The following is a 16280-nucleotide window of genomic DNA, read 5'->3' as shown; positions in this document are numbered from 1 at the left end:
GGGTGGGGCGCGCGTCCATGTCCCGGTGCGGTCGGGTGAGGTCGAAGTGCGGTCAGGTGAGGTCGAACTCGCCGTCCCGCGCGTTGATCACGAAGGCCCGCCACTCGGCCGGGCTGAAGATCAGCGGCGGGCTGCCGGGGCTACCGCTGTTGCGCAGGGCGATGAAGCCTTCGACGAAGGCGATCTGGACGTCCCCCGCCCCCTGACTGCTCGACCGCCACTCGGCCTCGCTGAGATCGAGCTCCGGCTTGTCCCAGCCGGAAGGGGTGTGCCCCGCAAGGTTGTGCAAGGTGTGCTGGGTCATGGTGGTGTCAGCCACGTCCGTGCTCCTCCCCGGTTCTTCTCGTCCGGGGCCACACTAGCGATCGCCCGCCGTGGCGGACAGGCCACGATGGACGTACCGGGACCCGTCCGTCACGAACCGCCGTCAGCGGGTGGGGGGTTCGGCGCCGACGAGCCACATGGCGAAGAACTGGGCGCCGCCGCCATAGGCGTGGCCGAGCGCCTTGCGGGCCCCCTCCACCTGGTGTTCGCCCGCTTCGCCGCGCACTTGGAGGGCCGCCTCCGCGAAGCGGATCATGCCGGAGGCGCCGATGGGGTTGGTGGACAGGACACCGCCCGACGGGTTCACGGGCAGGTCGCCGTCGAGTTCCGTCACGCCGGACTCGGTGAGTTTCCAGCCCTCGCCCTCGGCGGCGAAGCCCAGGTTCTCCAGCCACATCGGCTCGTACCAGGAGAACGGGACGTACATCTCGACGGCGTCGATCTCCCGGCGCGGATCGGCGATGCCGGCCTGGCGGTACACGTCGGCCGCGCAGTCCTTGCCGGCCTGGGGCGACACGAAGTCCTTGCCGGCGAACAGGGTCGGCTCGCTGCGCATGGCGCCGCCGTGCACCCAGGCCGCGGGGCGCGGCGCGCGGGCCGCGCCCGCCCGGTCGGTGAGGATCATCGCGCAGGCCCCGTCGGAGGAGGGGCACGTCTCGGAGTAGCGGATCGGGTCCCACAGCATGGGCGAGGCCTGGACCTTCTCCAGGGTGATGTCGTGCTCGTGGAGGTGCGCGTAGGGGTTCTTCAGGGCGTTGCGGCGGTCCTTGTACGCGACGAGGGAGCCCACCGTGTCGGGGGCGCCGGTGCGCCGCATGTAGGCCCGCACGTGCGGGGCGAAGAAACCGCCGGCTCCGGCGAGCAGCGGCTGGGTGAAGGGCACCGGCAGGGAGAGGCCCCACATGGCGTTGGACTCGGACTGCTTCTCGAAGGCGAGGGTGAGGACGGTGGTGTGGACGCGGGCGGCGACCAGGTTGGAGGCGACGAGCGCGGTCGAGCCGCCGACCGATCCCGCCGTGTGCACCCGCAGCATGGGCTTGCCCACCGCGCCGAGGGCGTCGGCGAGGTAGAGCTCGGGCATCATGACGCCCTCGAAGAAGTCGGGCGCCTTGCCGATGACCACGGCATCGATGTCGGACCACGTCAACGCGGCGTCGTCGAGGGCCCGTTGGGCGGCCTCGCGCACGAGCCCGGCGATCGAGACGTCGTGCCGGGCGGCTACGTGCTTGGTCTGGCCGACGCCGACGACGGCCACGGGTTCCTTGCTCATGACTCCCCCTCCAGGACGGCGACCAGGTTCTGCTGAAGGCAGGGGCCCGACGTGGCGTGCGCGAGGGCCCGGTCGGACTCCCCGCGGTGGATGCGGGCGGCGGCCTCGCCGAGCCTGATGAGCCCGGCGGCCATGACGGGGTTGGCGGCGAGCACTCCCCCCGACGGATTGACGGTGACGTCGTCGCCGAGCCGCAGCGCCTTGCGCAGGACCACTTCCTGCGCGCTGAAAGGGGCGTGCAACTCGGCCGTGTCGACGGGCCGTTCGAACGCACCGGCCCGCTCCGCGGCCATACGGGCGGACGGCGAGTCGGTGAGGTCGCGGACGCCGAGGGAGTGCGCCTCGATGCGGTGGTCCATGCCACGGATCCAGGCGGGCCGCGCGCACAGGTCGCGGGCCCGGTCCCCCGCGGCGAGGATCACGGCCGCCGCCCCGTCGCCGACCGGCGGGCAGTCGCCGGTCCGCAGCGGGCGCACCAGGTAGTCGCCCTGGGGCCGCGAACCCCGCACCTGGGCGTGGGGATTGGCGGTGGCGGAGTCGCGGCTGCGGGCGGCGACGGCGGCAAGCGCCGCCTCGTCGGTGTCGCCCGCGTCGATGAGGGACTGCGCCTGGAGGGCGGCGAGCGCGACCGAGTCGGGCCAGAGCGGCGCGACGTAGTAGGGATCGAGCTGCCGCGTCAGGACGTCGCGGACCTCGCCCGGGGAGGACTTGCCGTATCCGTAGACGAGCGCGGTGTCGGCCTCACCGGTGAGGATCTTGACCCAGGCCTCGTAGAGCGCCCAGGCGCCGTCCATCTCCACGTGGGACTCGGAGATGGGCGGCCAGGCGCCGACGCCGTCGAGCGCCATGGTGAACGAGAAGGCGCGCCCGGCGAGGTAGTCGCTGGAGCCGGAGCAGGTGAATCCGATGTCGCTGGTCTTCAGGCCGGTCGCGTCGAGGACCTGGTGCAGCACCGGCATCAGGAGCTCGACCTCGGAGAGTTCGTCGGTGCGGCGCCGGTGGTCGCTCTGCGCGAACGCCACGATCGCCACGTCCCTTGCGGGAGGGGTGGGCGCCATCAGATCAGCTCCTTGTACGTGTCGTAGTCGGCGTCGGGTTCGCCGGTGGGCCGGTAGTGGTCGGGGTAGCGACCGCCTTCGCTCCACACGGGTTCGACCCGCAGCCCCATCCGGACCTGGTCGTAGGGGATGCCGCCGATCCGGCCGTGCAGAGCCAGGCCCGCGCCGTCGAGCGCGATGTGCGCGTAGACGTAGGGCACTTCGATGTCGAGGTTCTTCGCCTTGATGTTGACGATGCAGTACGTGGTGACGGTCCCGGCGGGGCCGACCTCGACGCGTTCCTGTGTGGCGAGACCACATGTGGGGCAGGCCCCCCGAGGCGGCACGTACACCTTCTGGCACGAGGGGCAACGTTCGCCCACGGTCTTACGGGCGGAGAGGCCGCTGATGTACGCGGACTGGGCGCGGCCGGGGCTGTAGGTGTAGTCGAGCCGGGCGGGCGCGACGATCCCGGTGACGAGATCCTCGAACCGGCCGCTGTGCGGGCCGGGTTGATGATCCTCCTCGGCCTCGCCGGGTTCGAAGCAGGCGATGTCGGTGATGGCGCCCGTCCGTTCGCCGGCCCACCGGATCCGGACGCGCATCCCGGTGCGGACGGCCTCGGGGCCCGGCGCGTCCAGGACGTGCAGGAGCGCGGTGTCGGCGCCGTCGAGCCGCACGAGCACCCAGGCGAAGGGCCGGCCGAGGGGCTGGTCGCGGCGCGGGGTGGGGTTCCAGGCCCAGGTGGTGACGGTGCCCGTGGGAGCTACCTCGACGAGTTCGCGGATCTCCTCGGCGGTGACGGGGTCGTACTCGACGGGCGGCACGAGCACCCGCCCGTCCCCCGTCCGAACGCCGAGCACGGTGCGCTCGCGCAGCCCGGTGAGGAAGGCGCTCTGGACCGGCCCGAGGGACCGGGTGAACGGAAACTCGACGACGAGCGGCGCACGCAGCACCTCGGGCGCGGCAGAGCTTGTCACGGGCGAACTCCTTTACTCCTGCGATCCGGGCCGCCTACAGCCCGTCGTGGGGCTTCCCTCGTGGCCCTCAAGGCCTTGGGGGAGATTGAGGACGAGCGCCCTTGAGGCGCGAACGGGGTCCGGGGCAGAGCCCCGGGTTCCCTTGTCACCCCCGAGGCCGCGCGGCGGAGCCGCAGAGCCTCACAGCGGGAAGGGGCGGGGTGGGGAAAACTCAGGCCCGCCGATAGACGGCGGCCCGCTTCTCCGCGAAGGCCAGCGCCCCCTCCTTCGCATCGGCCGTGGCGAATATCGGCCATCCCCGCTCCAACTCCGCCGCCAGCCCCTCCGCCTCACTCATGGACGCCGTGTCGTACACGCACGCCTTGACCGCCTCGACCGCCAGCGGCCCGCACGCGTTGACCTGCGCCGCGATCTCCAGCGCGACGTCGAGCGCCGTACCGTCCGGCACCACCCGCCCGATCAGCCCGATCCCCGCCGCTTCCCGCGCGCTGTAGGGCCGCCCGGTGAGCAGCATCTCCAACGCGTGGGTGCGCGGGATCTGCCGTTGGAGGCGGACCGTGGAGCCCCCGATGGGAAACAGCCCGCGCTTCACCTCGAAGAGCCCGAACGTGGCGCCCTCGCCCGCCACCCGGATGTCCGTGCCCTGGAGGATCTCGGTGCCGCCGGCCACGCAGTACCCCTCGACCGCTGCGATCACGGGTTTGCGGGGCCGGTGGTTGCGGAGCATCGCCTTCCAGTGCAGCTCGGGGTCGGCCTTGAGCCGGTCGCGGTACCGCTCGCCCGCCATGCCCCGGCCCGCCAGGGCCTTGAGGTCCATGCCGGCGCAGAAGTCGCCGCCCGCCCCGGTGAGGACGACCGAGCGGATCGAGTCGTCCGCGTCGGCCTCCAGCCAACCGTCGTAGAGCCCCACCAGCAGCGGAAGCGACAGCGCGTTCTTCGCCTCCGGCCGGTTCAGGGTGAGCACCAAGGTGGCGCCTTCGCGCCGCACCGTGAGGTGTTCCGTTCCGCCCATTGCCGTCCTCCCGTCTCACGACCTAGAACAGGTTGCAGTAGTGGCGGCGGCAGTTCAATAGTTTTCTGACAGGCAGTCAGATTTCTTCTGCGGCACCCCTTCCCAGTTGTGCACGGCTTTGCTCTGATGACCCCCGAGTCAGTCGGGGGCCGGCGTCAGGAGGAATGGTGGAGTACAACCTTGCCGACCTGTTCGAGTCCGTCGTCGACGTGGTCCCGGACCGGGAAGCGCTCGTGTACGTCGACCATCCCGGGACGGGCGCGGAGCGGCGTCTGACCTACCGTCAGCTGGACACGGCGGCCAACCGGCTGGCCCATCACCTGATCGAGGCGGGCCTGAAGCCCGGCGAACACCTGGGACTGCACCTCTACAACGGCGTCGAATACCTCCAGACCGTGCTGGCCGCCCTCAAGGCCCGCCTGGTCCCGGTCAACGTCAACTACCGTTATGTGGAAGAGGAGTTGGTCTACCTCTACCGGGACGCGGATCTGGCGGCGCTCGTCTTCGACGCCGAGTTCACCGAGCGGGTGGCGGGCGCCCTGCCCCAGACCGACAGGTTGCGCCACCTGGTCCGGGTGGGAAGCGTCCCGGACGGTGCGCCGCCCCTCGCGGTCACACCGTTCGCCGAGGCGGAGTCGGCGGGCTCCCCCGGGCGGGGGTTCGCTCCGCGCTCGGCCGACGACCTGTTCATCATCTACACCGGTGGCACCACCGGCATGCCGAAGGGGGTGATGTGGCGTCAGGAGGACCTTTTCTTCGCCGGGTTGTTCGGCGGGGAACCGGCGGGCGAGCCGGTGCGGCGGCCCGAGGAGCTGGCCGAGCGGGTCGCCAGGAGCGGCTCGGGTCTCACCTTCTTCCCCGCGCCCCCGCTCATGCACGGCACCTCGACACTGACCTCGTTCGTCGCCTTCAACTACGGGCAGCGGGTGGTCATCCACCGCAAGTACGTGCCGCGCGAGGTGCTCCGCACGATCGAGAAGGAGAAGGTCACCAGCGTCTCCCTGGTGGGCGACGCCATGCTGCGGCCGCTCGTCGACGCCCTGCACGGCCCGCTCAAGGACACCGACCTGTCCTCGCTGTTCAGCGTGTCCTCATCCGGGGCGATCATGTCCGAGACGGTGCGCGACCAATTGCAGGCGCTGGTGCCGAACGCGCTGATCCTCAACAACTTCGGCTCGTCCGAGTCCGGCTCCAACGGCAAGGCCACCGACGACTCCGGCCCGGAAAAGGGCTTCCGTCTGGAGGTCAACGAACGTACGCAGGTGGTGGATCCGGCGACGTACGAGCCGGTGGCGGCCGGCGAAGTGGGGCGTCTCGCCCAGCGCGGGCACGTCCCCCTGGGCTACTACAACGACCCGGCGAAGACCGCCGAGACCTTCTTCCAGAAGGGCACCGAGCGCTGGGTGCTGCTCGGCGACATGGCGACCGTCGGAGAGGACGGCATCGTCACGGTCCTCGGGCGCGGTTCGCAGTGCATCAACACGGGCGGCGAGAAGGTCTACCCCGAGGAGGTGGAGCAGGCCCTCAAGGCGCATCCGGACGTGTACGACGCGCTGGTGGCCGGGGTGCCGGACGCTCGGTGGGGCAACCATGTGGCGGCCGTGGTCCAGATCCGCGACGGCGCGGCGGCGCCCACCCTGGACGACATCCAGACGCACTGCCGCACGAGGATCGCCGGCTACAAGGTCCCGCGCCAGCTGGTGATCGCCCCCAGCATCCAGCGCTCCCCCAGCGGCAAGGCGGACTACCGCTGGGCGCGGTCGGTGGCCGCGGAGGCCGACGGCACCTGATCGGCGGCACCGGTCAGGGCCGCGCGTGCTGCCCGATGCCGAACTCGCCCAGCGCGGACAGGAATTGCCCGGGGCACTCGGTGTGGACGAGATGGCCGGCGTCGATGGTGACCAGGCGGGCGTCCGGTATGCGCGAGGCCATCCAGGCCAGCTTCTTCTGGTCGATGAGGCCGGCCGGGCCACCCGCGACAACCAGCGTGGGCGCGGCGATGGCGGCGAACCGGTCCCGCCAGGCCGGGTCGGGATCATTCAGCTGGGCATCGATGGCCTCGATGACGGGCCAGTCGAAATCCAGCGCCCCCTCGGGGCGCTCGACGGGGCCGCGCGGCGGGTCGAGAGGGAAGAGCGGCGGGATCTCCTCCAGGACGAGGCGGCCGATCAGCCCCGGCGCCTCCTCGGCGAGCAGCGCGGCGGCCGCGCCGCCCATGGAGTGGCCCACCACGTCGGCCCCTTCGAGGCCGAGTTCGGTGATGAAGCCGTGCAGGTCGTCGCGGAACGACTCGAAGGAGTAGCCGCCCGGCCAGTCGCTCAGGCCGTGGCCCCGCAGGTCGAGGGCATACACCCGGTGGGTTGCCGCGAGCCGTTCGGCGATGTGGTCCCAGTCGCGGCTGTCGCCGCACCTGCCGTGCACGAGGATCACGGGCGGCGCACCCTCGGCGCCTCGCACCCGGTAGGCGAGCCGGACGCCGTTGACGACAAGCGTGCGGACATCGGGGGCGAGGAAGGCGGCGACGGCACGGACGAAGGCCTCCGGGTCGTCGACCCACGGGGAGTGCCCTGCGCCCTGCTGTACGACGAGCTCGGCCCGCGGGAAGAGCGCGGCCAGCTCGGCCGCGCGGGCGGGCGTCGGTCCGCCGTCGTGTGCGCCCGCGAGCACGAGGACGGGCGCGGCCATGGCGGCGAGCGCGGCGACGGTGGCCACCGGGTCGAAGGCGCCGTCCGCGTAGTAGCCGGCCGCCGCCTCCTGGTTCCGTGCGGCCCGGGTGAGGGCCTCGTGCCGCCGGGCCGCCGCGTCCCAGCGCCCATAGGCGAAGGGCCGGATGACGTCCACGACCTCTCCCCAGGCGGCTTTCTTCGCCCACACCTGCTCGAAGGCCGCGCGGGCCTCCTCGTACCAGGGCTCGCCGGCCCGCAGGGCGACGGCAGCCCGCCAGTCGTCGTCCGTCACGTCGATGCCCACGGCGCGGACTCCGGGTGCCACCAGGGTGAGCGAGCGGACCCGGCCGGGGTGGCGGGCGGCATACAGCAGCGCCAGGTTTCCGGCGGCGGAGTGGGCGAGCAGGTCGACCCGGTCCGGGCCCAGATGGACGCGGAGCGCCTCGATGTCGGCCACCTGGCGGTCGCAGCGGTAGGACGCCGGGTCGTCCGGGACGTCCGAATCGCCCGTCCCGCGCGGATCGGGCAGCACCAGCCGGCGGTGCGCGGTGAGCCCGCCGAGGTCCCCGAGGTACGCCGAGGCGCCCATCGGCCCGCCCGGCAGACAGAGCAGCGGTTCGCCGTCACCCCGCAGGTGGTAGGCGATCCGGACTCCGTCGCACGTCGTGAACTTCGGCATACGGCCGATCCTCACAGCGGCCCGGGGCGCCCGGCAATCCCGTTTCGCTCAGGGCGCGATCATGACCGGCCACCTTGCCGGGGGCGGGGCGCTCCGCGTTGTCCACAGGTCTTGACGGACCCCTCGGGCGGCTGAATTACTGATCCGACACACAGCGACCGAATGATCGGTCGTCCGATTTCGTCGCCCGCTCGGAGCGGGGCGAGGACGGGAGCGCACCCATGGCACCCCTGCTGGACGAGGCGGAGCGGCTGGGCCGGCCGGAGCTCAAGGCCCTGCAGCTCGACCGGTTGCGCGCCAGCCTGCGCCATGCGTACGACCACGTCGGGTTCTATCGCAAGGCCTTCGACGAGGCCGGTGTGCGGCCCGAGGACTGCGTCTCGCTCGCCGATCTCGCGCGCTTCCCGTTCACCGCCAAGTCCGACCTGCGCGACCACTACCCCTTCGGGATGTTCGCGGTCCCCGAGTCCGACATCCGCAGGATCCACGCCTCCAGCGGCACGACCGGCCGGCCGACCGTCGTCGGCTACACCCAGCGGGACCTGGACACCTGGGCCGACGTGGTGGCCCGTTCCATCCGCGCGGCGGGCGGGCGGCCCGGCCACAAGGTCCATGTGGCGTACGGGTACGGCCTGTTCACCGGCGGTCTCGGCGCGCACTACGGCGCCGAGCGGCTCGGCTGCACGGTGATTCCCGCGTCCGGCGGCATGACGGCACGTCAGGTCCAGCTGATCCAGGACTTCAGGCCCGACATCATCATGGTGACCCCGTCCTACATGCTCACCCTGCTCGACGAGTTCGAACGGCAGGGCGTCGACCCGCGCACCACCTCCCTCAAGGTGGGCATCTTCGGCGCCGAGCCGTGGACCGAGGAGATGCGCCGCGAGATCGAGGAGCGCTTCGCCATCGACGCGGTCGACATCTACGGCCTCTCGGAGGTCATGGGGCCCGGCGTCGCGCAGGAGTGCGTGGAGACCAAGGACGGCCTGCACATCTGGGAGGACCACTTCTATCCGGAGATCGTGGATCCGCTCACCGGCGAGGTCCTGCCGGACGGGGAGCGCGGCGAGCTCGTCTTCACCTCTCTCACCAAGGAGGCGATGCCGGTGATCCGCTACCGGACCAGGGACCTGACGCGTCTGCTGCCCGGCACCGCCCGGGTGTTCCGGCGCATGGAGAAGGTGACCGGGCGCAGCGACGACCTCGTCATCCTGCGCGGCGTGAATCTCTTCCCCACTCAGATCGAGGAGATCGTGCTGCGCACGCCGGGCGTCGCCCCGCACTTCCAGTTGCGGCTGACCCGCCGGGGCCGCCTCGACGCGATGACGGTGCGGGTGGAGGCCCGTGCGGACACACCGCCCGAGCGGCGCGACGCGGCCGCCCGGTCGATCGTCGCGGCGGTCAAGGACGGGATCGGTGTGTCCGTCGACGTCGAGGTGGTCGATCCCGAGACCATCGAGCGCTCGGTGGGCAAGTTCAAGCGGATCGTCGACCTGCGCGGCAAGGAGAGCTGAGTCCCGCGGGCCCCGCTCCCCGGCCGGGTCGGGGCGGCCGGGTCGGGGCGTCAGGCGAACCGGTCGCGCAGTTCCCGCTTGAGGATCTTTCCGCTCGCGTTGCGCGGCAGTTCGTCCACGAACACCACGCGCTTGGGGGCCTTGAAGGGCGCGAGCGAGGTGCGCGCGTGGTCGATGAGCTGAGCCTGCGTCACCTCCCCGCCGCGGACCACGAAGGCGGTGACCGCCTCGATCCAGCGCGCGTCGGGCAGGCCCACGACGGCCGCCTCGGCGACCGCGGGGTGGGTGTAGAGCGCGTCCTCCACCTGGCGCGAGGCGATCAGGACGCCCCCGGAGTTGATCACGTCCTTCACCCGGTCAACGACGGTGAAGTAGCCCTCGCGGTCGCGCACCGCGAGGTCGCCGGAGCGGAACCAGCCGTCGCGGAATGCCTCTTCGGTCTCGGCCGGCTTGTCCCAGTAGCCCTCGCACAACTGCGGCGAGCGGTAGACCACTTCGCCCGCCGTGCCGTCGGGGACCTCCTCGCCGCTCTCGTCGACGACCTTCGCCTCGACGAACAGCACGGGGCGCCCGCACGAATCCATCCGCCCCTCGTGCTCGTCGGGCCCGAGCACCGTGGCGAGCGGCCCGATCTCGCTCTGTCCGAAGCAGTTGTAGAACGCGAGGCCCGGCAGCCGTGCGCGCAGCCGCTCCAGGATCGGGACGGGCATGATCGAGGCCCCGTAGTACGCCTTGCGCAGTCCGCCGAGGTCGCGCTCGGCGAACTCCGGATGGGCGGCGAGGGCGATCCACACGGTGGGCGGCGCGAAGAACGAGTCCGCGCGGCCGGCCTCCACCAGGTCGAGGATCCGTCCCGGGTCCGGCGCGTCCAGGAGCGTGTTGTCGGCGCCCACCGCGAGATAGGGCAGCAGGAAGACGTGCGTCTGCGCCGAGTGGTAGAGCGGCAGCGCGTGCACGGGACGGTCACCGGGCCGCAGGTCGAGCGCCGCGATGGCGGACATGTACGCGTGGACGAGGGCGCGGTGCGTCATCACCGCGCCCTTGGGCAGGGCGGTGGTGCCGGAGGTGTAGAGCAGCTGGACGATGTCGCCCGCCCCGCCCCCGCCCTCGTACGGAACGGGCGCGGCCGTCGCCGCGAGGAGCGAGTCTGCGCCGTCGCGCAGCGCGACCACGGGCCGGCCGGCGGGCACCCGCTGTGCGAGCACGGGGTCGGCGAGGACGAGGGCGGCGCCGGACTGCTCCAGGATGTACGTCAGGTCGCCGCCGGTGAGGTGCTGGTTGACGGGCACGTGGATGAGTCCGGCTCGGGCGCAGCCGAGGAACGCGATGAGATAGGCGTCGGAGTTGTGCCCGTAGGCGGCGACCCGGTCGCCCTTGGTCAGCCCGCGGTCGGTGAGGAAGGCGGCCGCGGTGGAGACGGCCGCGTCCAGTTCGGCGTAGCTCCAGGTGCGGTCCGCGTACCGCAGGGCGGTGCGGTCGGGGGTGCGGCGGGCGCTGCGGCGCACGATGCCGTCGACGGTGCTGCTGCGTACCTCGTCCATGGCTGGATCCTGGGCGGCGCGGTGGCCGGGGTCAAGGTGCGCGCGCCACGGCCCACCGGGTGGCGGGGGTGCGGCCCCTGTCCCGGCGGGGTGCGGCCCCGGTGCGGCGGGGCCGGGCCGTTCGCCTCGGCGGGTCAGCGCGGTTCGCGGATGCTGTCGATGATGCGGGTCCACTTGTCGCCGCCGTGGCCGTTGTCGATCGCGTGGCGGTAGTGGGCCTGTACGGCAAGCGGGAGCGCGAGGTCGAGCCCGAGGGAGGTGCTCGTCTCCACGATGTGGTCGGCCGTCGCGCCCATCATGGTGACCGTGCTGAGGGCGCCGGGATGTTCTCCGGCGTCCAGTCCGGCGCCGGACGTCGGATCTCCGGCCCGCACGATGGCACCGATCGAGTCGGTGAAGGCGAGCAGGTCCGGCAGCGCCTCCTGCGCCTTCATCCCGGCGCTGCCCAGCATCGCGGTGGCGTGCATCAGCGCGGACAACGAGGACAGGAAGACGGCGAGTTGGGCCTGGTACATCATCTGGGCGAGACCCGGGTCCTGCCCCAGATATCTCGGAGCGCCCAGCACTGCGAGGGCCGGCCGGTGACGGTCCATGATCTCGGGACCGCCGCTGTAGTAGACGTGGGACGCCTGCGTGCCGATCATCGGCGCCGGGACCATGACGCCGCCGGTGAGGAAGCCTGCCCCGTGACCCGCCGCCCAGGCCGCGGCCTCGCGGGTGCGATCGGGGGTGTCGGAGCTGAGGTTGACCAGGGTCCGGCCGGCGAGCGACGCGGTGGCAGCGTCGAGGATGTCGTACATCGCCCGGTAGTCGGTGAGGCTGAGGATGACGAGGTCACTCGCGTCGAGCGCCTCGGCGGGGGTCGCCGCGAGCGTGGCTCCGTCGGCGACGACACCGTCGGCACGGCCCGGCGTGCGGTTCCAGACGGTGACCCGGTGGCCCGCGGCCAGCAGGGTCCGTGTCATCGCCCGGCCCATGGGGCCGAGTCCGATCACGGTGACGGGAGTGTTCCGGCTGATGGTGGGGTTATGGCTGGTGGTGGGGTTCTGTTCGGTCACTCCTCCATGCTCGGACAGGAACACCGGTCTCGGGAGTACGCACTATTTTCTGCGGTACTTACCATTTAGTAAGGGGAGTTGTGATGGCCAGGGCAGCGAGAAGCGGGCCTTACGTCTGCGGCATCGACGCCGCACTCGATGTGGTCAACGGCAAGTGGAAGGGACTGATCCTCTGGGAACTCGACAAGCACGGCGTACGCCGCTTCGCCCAGCTCCGGCGCGGGCTGCCGGGGGTGAGCGAGAAGATGCTGACGCAGCACCTGCGCGAAATGGAGGAGGACGCCCTCGTGCACCGCGAGGTGTACGCCGAGGTGCCGCCCCGGGTGGAGTACTCCCTGACCGCGCACGGGCACACGCTGAACAGGGCACTCGACTCGCTGGGCGCCTGGGGTACTGAGCGGATCCGCCGCGAGAGGCCCGCCATGCTCCACCCGGCCGAGGCGGATCAGCGACGGGCCGCAACGGTCAACTCCTGGCGCTCAGGCACCTGTTCCAGCGGTCAGGACGCTACGGTCCGGTGAAGAACCGGGTGAGCTTGTCGGGGTTGCGCATGGTGTAGACGGCTTCGATCCGGCCGTCACGGACGGCGGCCAGTGCGATCTGGTGCTGTCCGGCGGCGGTGATGGCAAGGGCGGGGCCGCCGTTGACGTCCACGACGTCGAAGGCCTGGAGTTCGTACCGGTTGAGCAGTCCGGTGAGGAAGGCGAGCACCTTGGTGCGGCCGACGACCGGGCGGCGGGCCGCACTGGCCTTGCCGCCGCCGTCGCTCCAGGCGACCACGTCCTCGGCGAGCAGGCCGGTGAGCGCGCCGAGGTCGCCGCCCCGGGCGGCTTCCAGGAAGCGGGTGAGCAGCTTGGTGTGGTCGTCGCCGGAGAGCGGGAAGCGGTCGCGGCCGGCGGCGAGGTGGCGCCCCGCCCTGCTGTACATCTGACGGCAGTTGGCGACGCCGGCCCCGACGATGGAGGCGATCTCCTCGTACGGCAGCTGGAAGGCCTCGCGCAGCACGAACACGGCGCGCTCCGGCGGGGTGAGGCGCTCCATGAGGTGGACCGTGGCGTAGGAGACGGTGTCGCGCAGTTCGGCGGTGTCCAGCGGGCCGAGCGCGTCGGTGGCGACGGGTTCGGGCAGCCACGGTCCGACGTAGGCCTCGCGCACCACCCGCGCCGAGCGCAGCTGGTCGATGGCGAGCCGGGAGGTGACGGTGATGAGGAAACCCCGGGCGTCCCTGATCTCGTCGCGGTCGACGCGGCTCCAGCGCAGATAGGCGTCCTGGACGACGTCCTCGGCGTCCCACAGGGAGCCGAGGAGCCGGTAGGCGAGTCCGGTCAGCACCGGCCGGTGGGTCTCGAACTCCTCGGCATGCTCCGTCATGGCGCCCGACACCTCCCGTGGGGCGCCGCCGGATCGTGCCCCGGCGGCCGCCGCGTCATTCAACTCGACGGCGGGCCGGGGCGCCAGTTCGGCCGGTGCGGTGTCCGCGGCGTCACATCGCGCGGTCGTGGCCCTCCCAGTAGGGCGCGCGCAGCCGTCGCTTGTAGAGCTTGCCGTTCGGGTCGCGCGGCATCGTCGTGATGAAGTCGACCGACTTGGGCCGCTTGTACGCGGCGAGCCGGCCCTCGCAGTGGGCGAGCAGTTCCGCGGCGAGCGCGTCGCCCGACTCGAAACCGTCGGCCACTTCGACGACCGCCTTGACCTCCTCGCCCCAGTCGGGGTGCGGGATGCCGAAGACGGCGGCGTCGGCGACGGCCGGATGGGTCAGGAGCTCCGCCTCGATCTCGGCCGGGTAGATGTTGACGCCACCCGAGATGATCATGTCGATCTTGCGGTCGCGCAGGAAGAGGTAGCCGTCCTCGTCGAGGTAGCCGAGGTCGCCGACGGTGAAGAAGTCGCCGATGCGGTTCTTGCGCGTCTTTCCCTCGTCCTTGTGGTAACTGAAGCCGCCGGTCGACATCTTCATGTAGACCGTGCCGAGTTCCCCTGCGGGCAGCCGCTCGGCGTCGTCGTCGAAGACCGCGAGTTCGCTGATGGGCCAGGCCTTTCCGACGGTGCCGGGCTTCTTGAGCCAGTCGTCGGCGGTGGCGAAGGCGCCGCCGCCCTCGCTGGCCGCGTAGTACTCCTCGACGCAGCTCCCCCACCAGTCGATCATGGCGCGCTTGACGTGGTCGGGGCAGGGCGCGGCGCCGTGGATGGCGTGCCGCATGCGGGACACGTCGTACCGCGCCCTCACCTCGTCGGGCAGTGCGAGCAGACGGTGGAACTGGGTCGGCACCATGTGGGTGTGGGTGCAGGCGTGTTCGTCGATGCGGCGCAGCATGTCCTCGGGCGTCCACTTGTCCATGAGGACCACGGGATGTCCGATGTGCAGCGAGGCGCCGGCGAACTGGAGGACCGCCGTGTGGTAGAGCGGCGAGCACACCAGGTGGACGTTGTCGTCGAACGGCTTGATGCCGAAGATGGCGAGGAAGCCGCCGAGGTAGGACTCCTCGGGGAGCTTGCCGGACAGTGGACGCCGGATGCCGCGCGGGCGTCCCGTGGTGCCGGAGGTGTAGTTCATGACCCAGCCGAGCGTGCGGGCCTCGGGCGCCGATTCTGGCTGTCCTTCCAGGAGTTGGGCGTACGGGGAGAAGCCCGGCACCGTGCCGACGGCGTAGCGGTGCGAGGCGGGCAGCTTCGCCTCGTCGGCCGCCGTGGTCGCCGCCTCGGCGAACCGCTCGTGGGCGATGAGCACCTTGGCACCGGAGTCGGCGACGATCCAGGCGATCTCGGGTCCGACGAGGTGATGATTGACCGGCACGAGATAGAACCCGGCCTGGGACGCGGCGAGGTAGGCCGTGAAGAACTCGACGCCGTTGGGCAGCACGACGGCGAAGGCGTCGCCGCGTTCGAGACCGGCGGCCCGCAGCCCGTGGACGAGCCGGTTGACGGCGGCGTGCAGCCGGCCCGCGCTCCACTCCTCGCCGTCCGGGGCGATCAGGACACGGCGGTCGGGGTCGGCGTCGGCCTGGGCCCAGAAGCCGTTGGGGGGCTGGTTCATCGGGCGTCCCTCCCTGCGATGCGGTTGATCCGGTCGACGGCGCGCTCGAAGCCGCGCGTCAGCTCGTCGAAGGTCTCCTGGACGCTGCGCTCGGCGGTCATCCGGCCGACGATCTGGCCGACGGGGGTGCCGAGGAGCGGTCCGACCTCGTACTTCTGGATGCGCGAGACGGCCTCGGCGACCAGGAGTCCCTGGAGCGGCATGGGCAGGGTGGCGGGCCCCGCCGGATCGTCCCAGGCGTCGGTCCACTCGGTGCGCAGCTGGCGCGCGGGCTTGCCGGTCAGCGCGCGGGAGCGCACGGTGTCGCCGGAGCCCGCTTCGAGGAGCTTGCGGGTCAGTGCGCGGGAGTGGAGGTCGGCCTCGGTGGCGGTGAGCCAGAGGGAGCCGAGCCAGACGCCCTGGGCGCCGAGCGCGAGTCCGGCGGCGATCTGCTCGCCGCTGCCGATGCCGCCGGCCGCGAGGACGGGCAACGGGCCGACGGCGTCGACGACTTCGGGGACCAGCACCATGGTGGCGATCTCCCCGGTGTGGCCGCCTGCCTCGTGGCCCTGGGCGACCACGACGTCGATGCCCGCCTCCGCGTGGTGGCGGGCGTGCCGGGCGCTGCCCGCGAGCGCGGCCACGAGCACGCCCCGGTCGTGGGCGCGCCGGACGACGTCGGCCGGCGGCGAACCGAGGGCGTTGGCGAGGAGTTTGATCGGATACGCGAAGGCCACGTCGAGCTGGTCGCGGGCGACCTGTTCCATCCAGCCGGTGATGCGCCATCCGGAGGCCTCGCCCTCGGCGAGTTCGGGCACACCGTGCTTGGCGAGGGTGTCCCGCACGAACTGCCGGTGCCCCTCGGGGATCATGGCCTCGATTTCGGCCTCGCCGACCCCCTCGACCTTCTTGGCGGGCATCACCACGTCGAGCCCGTAGGGCAGCCCGTCGGTGTGCTCCTGCATCCAGTCGAGGTCGCGCGCGAGGTCGTCGGGCGCGGTGTAGCGGACCGCGCCGAGCACACCGAAGCCGCCGGCCCGGGTGATGGCCGCGGCCACCGCCGGGAACGGCGTGAAGCCGAAGACGGCGTGCTCGACTCCCAGTTTCTTGCTCAGCTCCGTCTGCATGGGGCGCAGGATGCCGCAGCGGGGGCGACGAGGGAAGAGATTTTCTGATGCTGCGTCAG

General features: G+C 71.8%; 14 protein-coding genes. 3 read left to right on the top strand and 11 right to left on the bottom strand.

All coding sequences use genetic code 11. From position 1 onward, the window contains the following. Window positions 1-52: 52 nt before the first annotated feature. From OG432_RS31710 to OG432_RS31690, 5 genes are all read right to left on the bottom strand, one after another. Complete coding sequence (locus OG432_RS31710; RefSeq protein ID WP_443058496.1) at window positions 53-319, bottom strand: DUF397 domain-containing protein; 267 nt, start codon at window positions 317-319, stop codon at window positions 53-55. 108 nt (window positions 320-427) lie between these two features. After that, window positions 428-1594, bottom strand: coding sequence for a thiolase domain-containing protein (locus OG432_RS31705; protein WP_328314385.1), 1167 nt, complete (start codon window positions 1592-1594; stop codon window positions 428-430). Next, complete coding sequence (locus OG432_RS31700) at window positions 1591-2652, bottom strand: thiolase domain-containing protein (RefSeq protein ID WP_328314384.1); 1062 nt, start codon at window positions 2650-2652, stop codon at window positions 1591-1593. Before OG432_RS31700 ends, OG432_RS31705 begins: the two co-directional genes overlap by 4 nt. Next, window positions 2652-3611 (bottom strand): Zn-ribbon domain-containing OB-fold protein, encoded by a 960-nt coding sequence (locus OG432_RS31695; RefSeq protein WP_328314383.1) that lies wholly within the window; start codon window positions 3609-3611, stop codon window positions 2652-2654. Before OG432_RS31695 ends, OG432_RS31700 begins: the two co-directional genes overlap by 1 nt. Before the next feature lie 211 nt (window positions 3612-3822). Continuing rightward, window positions 3823-4623: a crotonase/enoyl-CoA hydratase family protein gene (locus OG432_RS31690; RefSeq protein WP_328314382.1), complete on the bottom strand. Its 801-nt coding sequence runs from the start codon at window positions 4621-4623 to the stop codon at window positions 3823-3825. A 167-nt stretch (window positions 4624-4790) separates the two neighbouring features. Here OG432_RS31690 and OG432_RS31685 point away from each other — a divergent pair, with 167 nt between their 5' ends. Then, the gene (locus OG432_RS31685) at window positions 4791-6413 is read left to right on the top strand and encodes an acyl-CoA synthetase (protein ID WP_328315327.1); all 1623 of its coding nucleotides are present in this window, start codon (window positions 4791-4793) and stop codon (window positions 6411-6413) included. A gap of 13 nt (window positions 6414-6426) precedes the next feature. Here the strand turns inward: OG432_RS31685 and OG432_RS31680 are convergent, their stop codons facing one another. Then, entirely contained in the window at window positions 6427-7968 is a 1542-nt protein-coding gene (locus OG432_RS31680; protein ID WP_328314381.1) for an alpha/beta fold hydrolase, read from the bottom strand. A gap of 221 nt (window positions 7969-8189) precedes the next feature. Here OG432_RS31680 and paaK point away from each other — a divergent pair, with 221 nt between their 5' ends. Beyond that, window positions 8190-9482 carry a phenylacetate--CoA ligase PaaK gene (gene paaK / locus OG432_RS31675; RefSeq protein ID WP_328314380.1) on the top strand — a complete coding sequence of 431 codons (1293 nt, stop codon included), beginning with the start codon at window positions 8190-8192 and terminating at the stop codon, window positions 9480-9482. 50 nt (window positions 9483-9532) lie between these two features. On the opposite strand, the gene OG432_RS31670 is transcribed toward paaK, so the two are convergent. Both OG432_RS31670 and OG432_RS31665 read right to left on the bottom strand, forming a co-directional pair. Beyond that, on the bottom strand, window positions 9533-11023 hold the full coding sequence (locus OG432_RS31670) for a fatty acyl-CoA synthetase (protein ID WP_328314379.1): 1491 nt from the start codon (window positions 11021-11023) through the stop codon (window positions 9533-9535). A 134-nt stretch (window positions 11024-11157) separates the two neighbouring features. Further along, window positions 11158-12081, bottom strand: a complete 924-nt coding sequence (locus OG432_RS31665) for an NAD(P)-dependent oxidoreductase (RefSeq protein ID WP_328314378.1) — start codon at window positions 12079-12081, stop codon at window positions 11158-11160. 83 nt (window positions 12082-12164) lie between these two features. On the opposite strand from OG432_RS31665, the gene OG432_RS31660 reads away from it, so the two are divergent. Continuing rightward, window positions 12165-12602: a winged helix-turn-helix transcriptional regulator gene (locus tag OG432_RS31660; protein WP_328314377.1), complete on the top strand. Its 438-nt coding sequence runs from the start codon at window positions 12165-12167 to the stop codon at window positions 12600-12602. Here the strand turns inward: OG432_RS31660 and OG432_RS31655 are convergent. From OG432_RS31655 to OG432_RS31645, 3 genes are all read right to left on the bottom strand, one after another. Continuing rightward, on the bottom strand, window positions 12589-13452 hold the full coding sequence (locus OG432_RS31655; RefSeq protein ID WP_328314376.1) for an RNA polymerase sigma-70 factor: 864 nt from the start codon (window positions 13450-13452) through the stop codon (window positions 12589-12591). The two genes, OG432_RS31660 and OG432_RS31655, sit on opposite strands and share 14 nt — an antisense overlap. Before the next feature lie 112 nt (window positions 13453-13564). After that, a complete protein-coding gene (locus tag OG432_RS31650) occupies window positions 13565-15115 on the bottom strand; it encodes an acyl-CoA synthetase (protein WP_328314375.1) in 1551 nt (516 codons plus the stop codon). Further along, complete coding sequence (locus OG432_RS31645) at window positions 15112-16221, bottom strand: NAD(P)H-dependent flavin oxidoreductase (RefSeq protein ID WP_328314374.1); 1110 nt, start codon at window positions 16219-16221, stop codon at window positions 15112-15114. The genes OG432_RS31650 and OG432_RS31645 overlap by 4 nt, the downstream gene beginning before the upstream one ends. Window positions 16222-16280 lie beyond the last annotated feature (59 nt).

This window comes from Streptomyces sp. NBC_00442 (genome assembly GCF_036014195.1).
Classification (GTDB): domain Bacteria; phylum Actinomycetota; class Actinomycetes; order Streptomycetales; family Streptomycetaceae; genus Streptomyces.
Note: the sequence above shows the minus strand (reverse complement) of the source record. Positions and strands in the feature narration are given on the sequence as shown.